Source organism: Polaribacter sejongensis, assembly GCF_038024065.1.
Classification (GTDB): domain Bacteria; phylum Bacteroidota; class Bacteroidia; order Flavobacteriales; family Flavobacteriaceae; genus Polaribacter; species Polaribacter sejongensis.
Genome location: NZ_CP150667.1, coordinates 4,354,371 through 4,369,002 on the forward strand (window position 1 = coordinate 4,354,371; position 14,632 = coordinate 4,369,002).

A 14,632-nucleotide genomic window follows, 5' to 3' on the forward strand; every position below is an offset into this window, starting at 1 on the left:
CCTATTTTGTGTAGTGCTATTTTCTTCTTGTGAATTTTTTACAATGAAAGAAAAAGAAGTTAACACCTCAGAAGTTGTGGCTTCTGTTAATGCGGAAAAACTTTTTAAAGAAGACTTAGCAAATGTATTACCTAAAAATATAAGTAATGTAGATAGCTTAGTGTTGGTAAAAAGCTATATTCAAAATTGGGCAATTAAAAGACTCTTGCTAGAAAAAGCAAAGAATAATATTTCTTTAGAAACGGTAAACCAAATAGACAATCTAGTAAAAGATTATAAAGAAAGTCTATTAATTAATAATTTTAAAGAACAACTTGTAAAACAACAATTAGATACTGTTATTTCTGAAGAGGAATTAGCGGAATATTATATGTTGAATAAGGAGAATTTTAAACTAAATGAAGAGCTAGTTAAAATAAGGTACCTTCATGTAGATAATAACATTAAAGATAAAAAGAATATTTTAAAACTTTTTAAATCGGATGATATTACTGATTTAGAAAAATTAGAAAAACAAGAGTTGAGTTTTAAATCACATCAATTTAACGACTCTGTTTGGACTCAATTAGATAACATTTTGTTAAAACTTCCTTTTTCCAAGGATAAACTGTTAAAAAAAACAAAATTCATCGAAAAACAAGACTCAATAGGTTTATATTTGGTGGCTATAAACGACGTGTTAGAGCGTAATTCTATTGCGCCATTAAGTTATATTACACCAACCATAGAACAAATGATTTTACATAAACGTAAAATTGAATTATTAAGAGAGATAGAAAAAATAATAGTAAAAGATGCAACACAGAACAACAATTTTAAAATATATTAAATCATCAATTTTTGCATTATTCTTATGCTTTTTAGGACTGCAAACTTCGGCGCAAAAAGTAAAAATAGATGGTGTAGCCGTTGTCATTGGTAAAAACATTGTTTTAGATTCTGATATTGCTAAATTTAAGCAAGAAGTAGAAGTAAGAAGCGAAGGTAAAGTGCAAATTACAGACTGCGAAATGCTAGAAGAATTAATGCAACAGAAATTAATGGCACATCACGCAGTTGTAGATAGTGTTACCGTTTCAGATGCAGAAATTTCAGAAAAAGTAGAGAGAAGTATCCAGTATTTTACACAACAATACGGTGATGTAGATAAAGTAATTAAAGCGTATGGTTTTAATGATTTAGAAGATTTAAAAAAGGAATTAACAACGGTTCAAACAGAAAACCTTTTAATTGAAAAAGAGCAATTAAAGATTACTGAAAAAATAGATGTTACTCCAGAAGAAGTTCGTTTGTATTTTAATGGATTAAAAGAAAAAGAGGAATTACCTCAGTTTCCTGCAGAAATAGAATTAGCTCAAATAGTTTTAACAGCAGTGCCTACAAAACAAGAGGTAGAGAGAGTTATTAATAAACTTAATGAACTAAAAAAAGAAATAGAAGACGGTTCTAACTTTAGAATGAAAGCGATTATTAATTCTGATGATCCAGGAGTTACTACTAATGGTGGTGAATATTCGGTAACAAAAGAATCTGCTTTTATTAAAGAATTTAAAGAAATGGCTTTTACTTTAGATATTGGTCAAGTTTCTAAACCATTTAAGTCAGAATTTGGTTATCATATTATGCAATTGCATGCCGTTAAAGGAAATACAAGAGTTGCTTCTCATATTTTAATGCAACCAGAAGTTCCGGATTCTAAAATGAATGAACTTAAAGTAAAAGCAGATAGTATTGTTCAAAAAATTAGAGAAGGAGCTTTAACTTTTGAGGAAGCTGTTAAAAAATATTCTGATGACGAAGACACTAGAAATAGTGGTGGACTTATTATTAACCCATCTACAGGAGAATCTAAATTCGATTTAACAAGAATGGATCCTGCTTTTTATGCAAGAGTTAGTGATCTTAAAAAAGGTGAAATGACAGACCCTTTTTATGATGAAGAAAGATCTGGAGATAAAATGTTTAAATTCATTTTAATGAAAGGTAGAACAGATACGCATGTTGCAAATATTATTGATGATTACGTTAAAGTACAGCAATTAGCACTTCAGAAAAAGAAAGAAGAAACCATTACAAAATGGTCTAAAGAAAAAATAAAAGATACTTACATTAACATTGGGCCTACACATAGTAAATGTACGTTTGATAAGAATTGGAAAAAAGCAGTAAATAAATAATGTCTGACGTTAAAGCTGTAAAAGATTTAGTAGACAAATACAACGCGCTAAAAACAGAAATAGGTAAAGTAATTATTGGTCAGCATGAAGCTGTTAACTTTACTTTACTATCTATTTTTTGCGGAGGTCACTCATTATTAGTTGGAGTGCCTGGTTTGGCTAAAACTTTATTAGTAAATACAGTGTCAGATGCTTTAGGATTGGGGTTTAAAAGAATTCAGTTTACACCAGATTTAATGCCTTCCGACATTTTAGGGAGTGAAATTTTAGACGAAAACAGGCATTTTAAATTTATTAAAGGCCCTATTTTCTCTAATATTATTCTTGCTGATGAAATTAACAGAACTCCACCAAAAACGCAGGCAGCTTTATTAGAGGCAATGCAAGAGCGTTCTGTAACGGTTTCTGGAAATCATTATAAATTAGATTTACCATTCTTTGTATTAGCAACACAAAACCCAATTGAACAAGAAGGAACTTATCCTTTACCAGAAGCTCAATTAGATCGATTTATGTTTTCTATTTATTTAGAATATCCTTCATTTGAAGAAGAAGTAGCAGTTGTAAAAAGTACAACAGGCAATAAAAATGCCACTATAAATCCATTATTTTCTGCGGAAGAAATTGTTGAAATTCAAAAACTAATACGTAAAATTCCTGTTGCAGATAATGTTATAGAATATGCAGTTGGTTTAGTTGGTAAAACAAGACCAAAATCTAAAGAAGCAACAGATTTAGTAAAATCTTACTTAGATTGGGGTGCAGGACCAAGAGCTTCTCAAAACTTAATCTTAGCAGCAAAAGCACATGCAGCTGTAAATGGAAAGTTTTCTCCGGATATAGAGAATGTGAAAGCAGTGGCAATCCCTATTTTATCGCACAGAATTGTAAAAAATTACAAAGCAGAGGCAGAGGGAATTACGGTTGCAGATATTATAAAGTCTCTTTTGTAGATATATTATATTTTTCAAACATAAAAAAACACGGCATTTGCCGTGTTTTTTTATGAGTAAACTTTTAATTGATGAGAATTATTCGTTTTCAAAGAAACTAAATACATTTCCTCCGTATCGCTTATCATAGCTGTGGTTTTCATGTTTAGAAAGGTCTGTATGTTTAGAGTGTTCAACAATTAAAACACCTTCTTCCTTTAGTAGTTTTCTAGTAAAAACTAAATCTACTATTTTTAAAAATTGTTCTTCTTCAAAATCGTAAGGTGGATCAGCAAAAATAACATCTGCTTGTAAAGAAGTCTTTTCTAAAAACTTGTAAACATCACTTTTAAAAGTATTTATTGGTAGGTCTAAAACTTTAGCTGTTTCGTTGATGTATTTTATACATCCAAAGTGTGCATCTATAGCGTAAATGTCTTTAGTTCCTCTAGAACCAAATTCGTAACTAATATTTCCTGTACCAGAAAAAAGATCAATTACAGCAATACTATCAAAGAAATATGTGTTGTTTAATATGTTAAACAACGATTCTTTTGCCATATCTGTTGTAGGGCGAACAGGTAAGTTCTTAGGCGCTGATAAACGTCTACTTTTGTGTTTTCCAGAAATTATTCTCATGAATTTAAAAGTATATAATTAGAATGTTTAGAAGCATCTAATTCATTAAAAATTTTGTTATTGCTTTCTAAAAAGGAAACATTTCTAATGTATTGATACGTTATTTTGTAAATTTCAGATTCTGGCTCAATATCTCCCATAAAAAATAAACCTATTTTCTCTACATCTAACTTTAATTGTTCGAATGTAAATAAGATATAATAGATAAAATCTTCTTTTGTTTGAAAATTAAATGAATTTGAAAATTGCAATTGTTTATTTTCTAGTACAACAATGTCGTAATTTTCTTTAGAAACATTTACAAATACCTTTTTATCATCAGAATTATTAGCTGAAATTAATTTTTCAATTAAAATAGTTAAATGATGTTGGTATTCAAACTCTCCAAAATTTTGAAATAAGTAATTATTAATATTTACATAAGGCACATATACATTTTTTGCATTGATGCTTTCTATGTCATCATATGCAATAAAATCTGTAGCTAATGTTTTAATATTAAAGTTAAGATATTCAGAAAGTACGTCTTCAGAAAAATATTGATTAGGTACTAATGAAAATAAATTGTTTTGATGAATAACTAAAACAGAAGAAAAATCTTTTTGTAAGTGTATATCTGTTTTAAATATTTCTTCTATTTTCTTTAATAGGTTCTCTGGAGTTAATTGTTTTTCTTTAAAAACATATTCAGAAAAGTAATTAGTTTCTTTTGTAGTATTGTTTATGATACAAAAAGAAAATCCATCCAAATTAAATTGGATGGATAACTTTGTATCTTTTGAGTGTGTTACAGTATTTCTACTATTCTTCTTGATCACGATCTTTTTTATCATAAGCAGGAGGCCAGTTACCACCAGTTGAAACTTCGTCTAAAGAACCTACAGAAACATATTCCCCTTTAATTTGATCTGTAGCTACTTGCTCTAATTCTTGTTTTAAAAGAGATTCATTCATTCCTTTTAAAATGTCTTTTTTATCTGTTTTTACATAGAAAGTTGGTACCACCATTCCAGGTACTTTTTCTACTGTTCCTACTTCAATATCAAACTCTTTTCCGTCTACACCAGGTACTTTAAACATCTCTTTGTAGTTTTTACCTTTAAAGTATTTAGAAACTGGCTCGTAACCGATAGTATCTACTTTCTTTTTTTCTACATCAATGATAATTCCACCACCTCTATCTTCTTTTTCAACAACAGTTTTTGTTTCTGTTAAAGCTAATCTAGCAGTGTCAATAAATTTCAATAAAGCATTTTTGTCTTTAGTGTATGCTCCTGTTACTTCAAAATGTTTAACTTCTGCATCTCTAATTATTTTTAATTTATCAACAACTTTGCTGTACTTAACAACTTTGGTTTTGTTAAAAATAATTGGCTCCATAATACCGTAGTATATTTTAGAAACTAAAAAAGCGGTTAATGCCAAAAGTAATATAGAGGCAATCCACCTTAGTTTTAATGGTAAAAATTTAACTATAATAAAAGCTAGTAATATTGCAACTAAAACAGCTGCCAAAATCATTCCAAGTAATCCCATTGTTAAGTATTTTTTTTAATAGTCCTAAGGCAAATCTACAATTTTTTTTTTATGATAAAAACTTTTATTTACAAATCAATGTATCTTTGTTGTATTAATTTTTATATGATAAATAAAAGAGCCGATTTTTACGTAGAATTATTGAAAAAATTTCAATTTTCACCAACAACGAAGCAGAATAAATTATTAAATCTTTTAAGCGACTTTAGCTTTACGGAAGATACAGATGCTTTGTTTTTATTAAAGGGGTACGCTGGTACCGGTAAAACAACAAGTATTAGTGCTTATGTTAATAGTTTGGGAGCTATTGGTAAGAAAGCAGTTTTATTAGCACCAACGGGACGAGCTGCAAAAGTTATTTCTGTATATTCTAAAAGACCTGCATTTACAATTCATAAAAAAATATATTTTCCTAAAAAACAGTCAAATGGTGGCGTAGGTTTTGTTTTGCAACCCAATAAGCACAGAAATACTATTTTTATTGTTGATGAAGCTTCAATGATTCCTGATAGTAGACAGAATCAACAATTATTCGATTCGGGTTCATTATTAGACGATTTAATTAGATATGTGTACTCTGGTCATCAGTGTAAATTGATATTTATAGGTGATACTGCTCAATTACCTCCTGTAAAGTTAAATATTAGTCCTGCTTTAGAAGAAGATACTTTGGTGTATGATTATCATAAGAATGTAACAGAAATTGAATTAGATGAAGTTATGCGTCAGCATGAAGATTCTGGAATTCTTGCAAATGCTACCTTATTGAGGTTGATGATTCAGAATGATGCTATTAATTTTAAGTTTGATGTCGATTTTCCGGATATTGTACGTTTAGATGATGGTTATGATATAGAAGACGCTTTGGTTACTGCTTATGAAAGTGATGGAGTAGAGGATACTGCGTTTATTGTGCGTTCTAATAAAAGAGCGAATGACTACAATCAACAAATTAGAATGAAAATTCGTGGTCAAGAAAATGAAATTTCTGCAGGAGACTATATAATGGTAGTAAAAAATAACTATTTCTGGTTAAAAGAAAATTCAACCGCAGGTTTTATTGCTAATGGAGATATTTGTGAGGTCTTAAAAATATTTTCTATTAAAGAATTGTATGGTTTCAAATTTGCAGAAGTAGAAGTAAGGATGATCGATTACCCAGAAATGCAGCCTTTTGAAACTGTTTTATTGTTAGATACTTTAACGAGTGAAACCCCTTCTTTAACTTATGAGGAGTCTAATAAGTTGTATCAGGCAGTAAAGGAAGATTATGCGCACTTAAAATCGAAGTCTAAACAGTTTATGGAAATTAAAAAGAATTTGTTTTTTAATGCATTACAAGTTAAGTTCTCTTATGCTATGACCTGTCATAAATCTCAGGGAGGGCAATGGAAAACAGTATTCATAGAACAGCCTTATTTACCAGAAGGAGTGTCTAAAGAGTATTACAGATGGTTGTATACGGCATTAACTAGAGCGCAAGAAAAATTGTATTTAATCGGTTTTAAAGATGAGTTTTTTGAGGAGTAGTTACGAACTCTTTTTTTTGTTAATTGAAATTAGGCTATTTCAGTAGGTAATTAATTGCGATGCGACCGTATCTATGTCCATTTGTAAATCGTAAATCTTTAGATTTGCTTGTGTTGTAATGAAATGAGTATCCAAAGTTAAAGCGGTTTGCGGTAAATTTTAATCCTAATTCTAGGTGAAAGACAATTGGCTTTAAATCGTTGGTAATTGGGCTTGTTTTGTTTAGGAAACTTCCCTGTAAAGTTGCGTCATAAACTGCGTAACGCAACATAGGTTTTATGTAGAAAAAAGATTCAACTTCTCTAAAGTAATTAGTTTGTTCGTTATTTAGGTTTGTATCAAATGCAATTGAATTAGCTAATTTCTGAAGGGGTTTTAATCCAATTCTACTATAAACACCTGTAGAGATATTTGTGTAGACAGAACCCAAATTTACATTGTTGGTCCAAGTAATATCAAAAAGCTGGTTTTGGTTGTTTACAATTGTTTTTAAATACTCCGCATTAAAATTTAAAGCAAAAGCATTTTTTATTTGATATTCCCAACCTATTGCTTCTTTAAAGCCATAAACATTATGTATCAATTCTTGTAATTCTTCTGCGTAAGAATTACTGCCTATTACTCCAATTTGAGCAGTAGTGTTAAAAATTTGATTGTTCTTATAGATTCTTTTTATGCCGAAGCTCCCATATAGATAGCCTGCAAAAGGTCTGTCGTGATTGCTAGCGTTTTGAACTGTAGCTTTAAAAGGAGTATACATTTCTTGATTTATTTTCCATTCTAAAATTCGTTTATCCAAAGGCTCTTTTTTATTTTTAGAAAGATAGCTGTAGCTTAAGAAAATTCCACTTGTATAATATCGATCTCTAACGGTAGAAACGTATAAATCGTTATCTGTGATTAGGCTAATTTCTTTTGAGAATTTTTCTTGAGCAATAGTATATGACGATATAAAGACAACTAGACTAAGTATAAAGTATTTCATAAGTAACAAATATAAAATAACTTATTTAAAATGATTTTTTTTTAATGTATTTCTAAAAAAAAGTAGTTATTTTAGTCCGAGTAAATAGAATTTATGGAAATTAAAGAAGGATTAAGTTCAGAAGACTTTCAGAATGTTAAAAGCAATCAAGAGTTATTAGCACTTATAGGAGAAAAGAATGCTGCTTGTAAGAAAGTAAAGAAAACAATTATTTATAATGAAGAGCTACGGTTGCTTCAAATAGAGCTTGTTAAATTACAAAGATGGATTTCTAATAACAACAAGCGTGTTGCAATTATTTTTGAAGGAAGAGATGCTGCTGGTAAAGGTGGTAATATTCGTAGATTTATGGAGCACCTAAACCCACGTTCTAGTAGATTGGTGGCTTTAAACAAACCTACAGAAATAGAAAAAGGACAATGGTATTTTCAGCGTTATATAAAGGAGTTACCAAACCCTGGTGAAATTGTTTTTTTTGATAGAAGCTGGTATAATAGAGCGGTTGTAGAACCTGTAATGGGTTTTTGTTCAGACCAACAATATAAAGAGTTTTTAGTGCAAGTGCCCGAGTTTGAGCATATGATGTACGAAGACGGGGTTGTTATTATTAAATTTTGGTTATCAATTAGTAAAGATGAGCAACTAAAGCGTTTTGAAGGCAGAAAAGAAAATCCATTAAAAAGATGGAAATTTAGTCCTGTGGATAAGCAAGGGCAAATTCTTTGGGATAGATATACGCATTATAAGGGCGAGATGTTCTCTAAGACACATACTTCTTATAGCCCTTGGATGATGATAAAAACGAATGATAAAAAAGTAGCAAGGTTAGAAGCTATTAGGCACGTATTATCTCAATTTGATTATGAGGATAAAGAAGCAAAAACAGTATTAACCCCAGATCCTAATGTTGTAATGCGTTATTATAGATCTAATACTAATATAGATTAAATTTAATATGGAAATATCACCTAAAAATTTAAAAAAACTAAATTCTAAGAAAGGTTTGTTAGCGCTTTTGTCTAAAGAACCTTTAAATATAGAAAGAGCCATTAGATATGTAGATTATCAAAGGAAGCTTGAGGACTTGCAAGTAGAGTTGATTCGTTTACAAAAATGGGCCATTAATAATAATGAAAGAATAATTATTGTTTTTCAGGGGAGAGATGCTGCAGGTAAGGGAGGAGCGATCAGGAGATTAACAGAACGAATCAATCCGCGTCACATGCGCATTGTTGCGTTGCCGAAGCCGTCGGAAGATGAACAGTCTCAATGGTATTTTCAGAGATATGTAGAGCAGTTTCCTAAAGCAGGAGAAATAGTATTTTTCGATAGGAGTTGGTACAACAGAGCGGTTATAGAGCCCGTTAATGACTTTTGTACACAAGAGGAATATAAAATCTTTATGAACCAGGTTAATGATTTCGAAAGAATGATTTTAGAATCGGGAATTCATTTGGTTAAAATATATATGTCTATTTCTAAGAAAGAGCAAGCAAAACGTTTTGCAGACATAAAAAGTGATCCATTAAAGCAATGGAAAATGACAAAATTAGATGAAAAGGCGCAATTGCTTTGGGATGATTATACAGAGTACAAAAAAGCCATGTTTGAAAAAACAAATACAGCTATTTCTCCTTGGAAGATAATTAGGGCTAATAGAAAAACAGAAGCGCGAGTAAATGTAATTAATCACATTTTAAATCGTATTCCTTATGATAAAGATTTAGAGGTTTAAAAACTTCTAAATCTTTTTTATTTTTTAAGCAAAAAAAAAGACTTCATATTTTAATATGAAGTCTTTTGAGCGAAAGACCGGGTTCGAACCGGCGACATTCAGCTTGGAAGGCTGACGCTCTACCAACTGAGCTACTTTCGCATTATTGGTAAGCGGTTGCAAATATAATATGTTTTTTGAGTTCCGCAAGCTTTTTTTTGAAAAAATTAATAAAATTTTTTATCGGCTCTTAATACCTTTAAAAAATGAAAGCCATAAATGTCGTATCCTTCATTATAATAGAATTTATGAGATTTCGTATTACCTGAGTAGGCATTTAATTCTATAGCTTCACAACCTTTGTTTTTAACATGGTTATCTATCCATTTAAAGAATTGTTTACCAAGTCCTTGTCCGCGGATAGAGTCGTCTATAATTACATGGTCTGGTTCAGCTGACTTCCCTATATAATGTCTGGTTGTGTACCAAAGTCCAGATATTCCCACTAATTTTTCATCAACATATAAGCCAATGCATTCGTAATTTGTGTTTTTTGAAGTTTCTACAACTCTCTCTTTTAATATTTCTAAAGGAGTTTTTGAATTTAATTTTGTTAAAAGCGGAATTATTGTCAAAATTTCTTCTGCTTCAATTACTTTTATTAGCGTATTCATGCTTTATAATTTAATGGTAAATGTATTGTTGGGTTTTATTTGTAGTTCAAATTAATCAATAAGATAGATTCCTGTCTATTGCTGAGTTTAATTTGTTTATAAATAAAAAGCCTCAAACGTGTGTTTGAGGTTCTTTATGTGTCTTTAAATTGATTCGGGATACAGTTTTTAAAAGTCTAAAATAAACAAACCTATAAACGTTCTTCAATCCAAGTTTTAAAGCTGTAAAAATTCTGAGGTGCAACTCCATGTCCTACCGGATATTCTGAGTATGCGTTTTTAAAATCTAAATTATCTAAGAAAGGTTTGCTTTTTCGAGCCCATTCTATAGGTAAAACTTGGTCTACAGAACCATGAGAGCAATAGTAGTCTGTTTTAATCTCTTTAGGAATAGATGCCGGTAGTAGTTCTGTGTTAATGTAACCACTTAATGCAATTACGTGCTGTACTTTATTTGGGTAGAAAAAACTTAAAGAATAACTTAATATAGCACCTTGGCTAAAACCTAATAAAAAAGTTTTGTCTGAGGCTGTATTGTATTTTGCTTTTATTTCATCAATAAAAATGGCAATTTTATCTATAGATTCTTTTGCTTGTTTTAAATCTGAGAACTTACCATTTACATCATCAAAATTAATAGCGTACCAAGCATAACTACCGGCACCCAGTGCGTTAGGTGCTTGTGCGCTGATAATTAAAAATTCATCTGGTAATTCTTCAGCAAAAGAGAATAAATCTTGTTCATTACTTCCGTAACCATGTAATAAAATTAATAATGGCGGGTTTTTAGCTATTGTTTTTGGTTGCCTAACTATGTATTGTAAATCGCTCATTTATATTCCTTTTTAATCTAATTATATGTTCTTAAACCATTCTTGAAACTGATCTCCAACTACAGGAATAATTTTTTCTTCACCTTTAACAGCTCCCATTAATGAAATAACCCATAAAACCAATAAAATAGTACTTACAATTATTCCTGCTGTATTTCCTAGGTAGTTATAGATAATCCATCCGTTTAAAAATTGAATTAAATTTAAGCCTATCATTTGTCTGATGTAAAAATTAGCAAAAGAATTCTTTGTGCTGTTGTTCATGAAAAAAGCGATGATTAAACCTATAATCCAAAAATGACTTATAATTGCCATTGTTTTTCCTTCGTTTGCTGTTTGATTTTGCATGCTGTTTATTTTAATATTAATTGATTGTTAGCGTAAATTCCGTAGGCTTTTCCTTTTAATTTTTTATCTAAAAAAGCGCTGTTTTTAGAGGTTGATAAAATATCCTCTTTTGTAAAAGTGTAATTCTGTTCAGGATTGAATAAAGTAATTTCAGCTTTATTGTTTTCTTGAATAGAAAGATTTTCTATACCAAAAATAGCTTTTGGTTTGCTTGTAATATTTTCTATAAAATCTTCTAAGTCTAAAACTGAATTAATTGCACCAAAAGCACTTTCTAAACCAATGGTTCCGTCTTTTGCTTCACTAAATTCTAATTTTTTATGCTCTATGTCAATAGGATTGTGGTCTGAAGTGATAATGTCGATAACTCCGGATTTAATTCCTTTTATTAGGCTTTTTAAATCGGTTTTAGTTCTCAAGGGAGGATTTACCTTAAAATTACTGTCAAAACCATGTAATTCGTCGTCAGATAAAGTTAAATGATGTACAGAGACACTGCAGGTAACTTGCAATCCTTTCTTTTTAGCCTCTTTAATTAGCTCAACAGATTTTGTGGTAGAAATAGTTGGAATATGTAATTTTCCACCTGTATATTCTAATAAATATAAATCTCTTGCAATTTGTATGTGTTCAGCTAAAGCAGGACTTCCTTTTAATCCTAATCTGGTGCTATTAACGCCTTCATTTGCAATTCCTTCTCCTGCAATAGAGTTGTTTTTAGGAAAGCTAAAAATTAAGCCGTCAAAATTCTGAGCGTACAAAAGTGCAATTTTCATCAAATTATCTTTTGCGATTGGTCTGTTGTAATCTGCAAAAGCAATGGCGCCAGATTGTTGCATATCATACAATTCTGCAATATCAACACCTTCACTGTTTTGCGTTAGTGCAGCAATAGGGTAGAGGCTTGTAGCAAACCCGTTTGCTTTGTGTATTAAATACTCAACCGCAGCCTTGTTGTCTATTACTGGATTTGAGTTTGCATTTACTGCTACAGCGGTAAAGCCACTTTTTGCAGCAACGTTTAATCCGTTTTTAATATTTTCTCGTTCTTCATAGCCAGGTTCTCCAAAAGAAACACTCGTATCAAACCAACCACAAGAAACATGCAAGTTATCTAGTGTTACCACTTGATAATTGTTGTCTTCTATAGAATCCTCAATTTTAGTAATGATTCCGTTGGTAATTAAAATATCTTTTTGTTGATGATGATATGGGCTTGAAGGGTCTATAATCGTTGCCGATTTTAAAAGCGTAGTCATGGTTTATAGAATTTTAAAATCAAAATTTCTAAAAGCAAAGATACAATTGCCAACGATAAAAACCATTTCCAAAGCCAATGAACTTCATTTTTTTTGTTGATTTTTTTAAAAACGTCTGCAACCGAATTAGAAATTGTAATATTTTGATTGGTTTCTTTTAGTTTATTTAAATCCAGAAAATTTAACAAACTTTCTTCCTTAGCATAATTGTATGCAATTTTTTGAATGGTATCTGTATTTTGTAGGATGCTATATATGCCAGATTTTAATGGTTGTTCTTTTGTGGTGATGCTTACTTTATTTTGAAATTTCTTTTGCAACGGGATAAAAGAATTTTTAGAATTTGCAATTTTTAACACCTTGTCTTTTTCAATATTTGTATCAATATCAATGGTGTTTTCTGATGCAATTCTATAGAATAATTTAGGGTGTTTAAAACTCATTTTTCCGAAGTTGTAAAACACAGGAACTATTAAAGGAGAATTTATAAAATTGCTGTTTTTTACATCAAGAGAACTCGATATCCAGAAGGTGTTATTTTCTCCATTTTTAATTTGAGAAATAAAAGAACTTCCGTTTTCAAAAGCTACAATTGTACTTTTATTATTTGAAGAGAAAGGATAATAATGTTGCACTATTGGATATTGAAAATTAGTCACTTTTTTTGAAAATACATTTTGAAAAAGTGGATGCTTATAATTGATGTTTGTAATTTTTAAACTGTCTGTTTTTTTAGGTTGAATTTTCCCTAAACTTAAATTTTTAAACAGAGAATTGTAGGAATTTATATTCAGATTTTTATGCGGAATAATTACAAGACTTCCTCCGTTTTTAGAAAATTCAATGATTTTTTTAGATAGTATTTCAGATATGTTTTCTACCTCGTTTAGAATAATTAATTGCTGTTTTAAAATGGAATTGTAGTTGGTGTTTTGGACTGTAGATTGTGTGAGGTTGAATTCGTTTTTCGTATAAATTTTAGAAAGAAAATTAGCTTTGTTTCCGATGGATAAAATATTGATTTTTTGGTCGTTTTTTAAGGTGAAATAAAACACATTATCAAAGGCAAAAGTATCGCTAAAATTAATGACTATTTTACCGTTAAATTCTGCTTGATTTTGGACTTTAAATTGAATGGTTTCTAAAGTGTCTTTTTTAAAAGAGGAGGAGAGTTTACTAATTAGTTTATTGTTGTTGTAAACAGCAACAGGAATGTTGTTTTTTGCTTCTCCTTGGTTTTTTACAAGAACATTGAGTGTGAAATTATTGCCGTTATAATCAGTAACGAAAACACTGTCTATAGAAATGTTGTTTTTTATGGAAGATTCTAGATTTATTGCTGAAATAAGGGGTGTTACATTTGTAAACTCGTTTTTATAAGTATTCTGAAAATCAGATATTAGTATTGTTCTATTTGTAGTGTTGGTTTTACTTTCTGTTTTTGAGTCGAATTTTAGTAAAACAGTCGGTAAATCTAAATTTTTTGAAGTTTCTTTAACCTGTAATAGGATGTTTTTTAGTTCGGACTTTGTAATTCTGTCGTAGAAACTAGAATTTGTTTGCAGCGAATATACATCTTTTTCTGATGAGTTTTCTATAATTTCTTGAGCTGCTATTTGTAATAAATTCCCTCTTTCTCCTTTTGTGTTTGTACTTAAAGAGTTGTCTAAATAGATGAAATTATGTTGTTTTTTATTGGCTGTTTTTTTGCTGAAATAAGGTTGAGAAAAAGCGAAAATGATAGCAGTAAATAAAAGCATTCTTGTACCTAGAATTAACCACTTTTTTATACGTGAACTTTTACGTGTTTGTTGTGCTAGTTTTTGTAGAAAAGCAACATTTGTAAAAGGCACTTTTACGAACCTTTGTAGTTGAAAAAGATGCACTATAATCGGTATGATTAACAGTGCTAAAAAGTATAATATTTCTGGGTTTTTAAATTGCATTTATCATGTTTAGATGTGATTCAAAAAAAGTTAAATTTAAAAAATAGATTTAGAAATGT

The 14,632-nt window shown here is 30.0% G+C and carries 15 protein-coding genes and 1 tRNA gene; 6 read left to right on the plus strand and 10 right to left on the minus strand.

Translation table 11 applies throughout. The features are described 5' to 3' along the window. Positions 1-43 precede the first annotated feature (43 nt). From WHD08_RS17870 to WHD08_RS17880, 3 genes are read left to right on the plus strand one after another with little or no spacing between them, the layout of a single operon-like run. Positions 44-829 (plus strand): hypothetical protein, encoded by a 786-nt coding sequence (locus WHD08_RS17870; RefSeq protein WP_240915495.1) that lies wholly within the window; start codon positions 44-46, stop codon positions 827-829. Beyond that, positions 795-2,177 (plus strand): peptidylprolyl isomerase, encoded by a 1,383-nt coding sequence (locus WHD08_RS17875; RefSeq protein WP_165733675.1) that lies wholly within the window; start codon positions 795-797, stop codon positions 2,175-2,177. Before WHD08_RS17870 ends, WHD08_RS17875 begins: the two co-directional genes overlap by 35 nt. Further along, positions 2,177-3,130: an AAA family ATPase gene (locus tag WHD08_RS17880; protein WP_208889835.1), complete on the plus strand. Its 954-nt coding sequence runs from the start codon at positions 2,177-2,179 to the stop codon at positions 3,128-3,130. The genes WHD08_RS17875 and WHD08_RS17880 overlap by 1 nt, the downstream gene beginning before the upstream one ends. A gap of 78 nt (positions 3,131-3,208) precedes the next feature. Here WHD08_RS17880 and WHD08_RS17885 read toward each other — a convergent pair whose 3' ends face one another. From WHD08_RS17885 to WHD08_RS17895, 3 genes are read right to left on the minus strand one after another with little or no spacing between them, the layout of a single operon-like run. Continuing rightward, entirely contained in the window at positions 3,209-3,748 is a 540-nt protein-coding gene (locus tag WHD08_RS17885; protein WP_208889834.1) for an RsmD family RNA methyltransferase, read from the minus strand. Next, positions 3,745-4,581 (minus strand): DUF3822 family protein, encoded by an 837-nt coding sequence (locus WHD08_RS17890; RefSeq protein WP_208889833.1) that lies wholly within the window; start codon positions 4,579-4,581, stop codon positions 3,745-3,747. Before WHD08_RS17890 ends, WHD08_RS17885 begins: the two co-directional genes overlap by 4 nt. Further along, a complete protein-coding gene (locus tag WHD08_RS17895) occupies positions 4,550-5,284 on the minus strand; it encodes a hypothetical protein (RefSeq protein ID WP_165733672.1) in 735 nt (244 codons plus the stop codon). Before WHD08_RS17895 ends, WHD08_RS17890 begins: the two co-directional genes overlap by 32 nt. A 105-nt stretch (positions 5,285-5,389) precedes the next feature. Here WHD08_RS17895 and WHD08_RS17900 point away from each other — a divergent pair, with 105 nt between their 5' ends. Then, on the plus strand, positions 5,390-6,814 hold the full coding sequence (locus WHD08_RS17900; protein WP_208889832.1) for an ATP-dependent DNA helicase: 1,425 nt from the start codon (positions 5,390-5,392) through the stop codon (positions 6,812-6,814). A 34-nt stretch (positions 6,815-6,848) separates the two neighbouring features. Here WHD08_RS17900 and WHD08_RS17905 read toward each other — a convergent pair whose 3' ends face one another. Beyond that, positions 6,849-7,799, minus strand: coding sequence for a lipid A deacylase LpxR family protein (locus tag WHD08_RS17905; RefSeq protein ID WP_208889831.1), 951 nt, complete (start codon positions 7,797-7,799; stop codon positions 6,849-6,851). Between the two features lie 93 nt (positions 7,800-7,892). Here WHD08_RS17905 and ppk2 (WHD08_RS17910) point away from each other — a divergent pair, with 93 nt between their 5' ends. Further along, positions 7,893-8,747: a polyphosphate kinase 2 gene (gene ppk2, locus WHD08_RS17910; RefSeq protein WP_165733669.1), complete on the plus strand. Its 855-nt coding sequence runs from the start codon at positions 7,893-7,895 to the stop codon at positions 8,745-8,747. Between the two features lie 7 nt (positions 8,748-8,754). Next, a complete protein-coding gene (ppk2, locus tag WHD08_RS17915; protein WP_208889830.1) occupies positions 8,755-9,534 on the plus strand; it encodes a polyphosphate kinase 2 in 780 nt (259 codons plus the stop codon). A 68-nt stretch (positions 9,535-9,602) separates the two neighbouring features. Here ppk2 (WHD08_RS17915) and WHD08_RS17920 read toward each other — a convergent pair. The 6 genes from WHD08_RS17920 to WHD08_RS17945 all read right to left on the minus strand — a co-directional run bounded on the left by WHD08_RS17920 (position 9,603) and on the right by WHD08_RS17945 (position 14,573). Next, a tRNA-Gly gene (locus tag WHD08_RS17920) sits at positions 9,603-9,675 on the minus strand. 65 nt (positions 9,676-9,740) lie between these two features. Further along, on the minus strand, positions 9,741-10,187 hold the full coding sequence (locus WHD08_RS17925) for a GNAT family N-acetyltransferase (RefSeq protein WP_208889829.1): 447 nt from the start codon (positions 10,185-10,187) through the stop codon (positions 9,741-9,743). A 191-nt stretch (positions 10,188-10,378) separates the two neighbouring features. Beyond that, the gene (locus tag WHD08_RS17930) at positions 10,379-11,020 is read right to left on the minus strand and encodes an alpha/beta hydrolase (RefSeq protein ID WP_208889828.1); all 642 of its coding nucleotides are present in this window, start codon (positions 11,018-11,020) and stop codon (positions 10,379-10,381) included. Between the two features lie 21 nt (positions 11,021-11,041). Beyond that, entirely contained in the window at positions 11,042-11,368 is a 327-nt protein-coding gene (locus tag WHD08_RS17935; RefSeq protein WP_165733665.1) for a hypothetical protein, read from the minus strand. A 5-nt stretch (positions 11,369-11,373) separates the two neighbouring features. Further along, entirely contained in the window at positions 11,374-12,627 is a 1,254-nt protein-coding gene (locus tag WHD08_RS17940; RefSeq protein WP_208889827.1) for a dihydroorotase, read from the minus strand. Next, the gene (locus WHD08_RS17945) at positions 12,624-14,573 is read right to left on the minus strand and encodes a BatA domain-containing protein (RefSeq protein ID WP_208889826.1); all 1,950 of its coding nucleotides are present in this window, start codon (positions 14,571-14,573) and stop codon (positions 12,624-12,626) included. The genes WHD08_RS17940 and WHD08_RS17945 overlap by 4 nt, the downstream gene beginning before the upstream one ends. Positions 14,574-14,632: the final 59 nt, after the last annotated feature.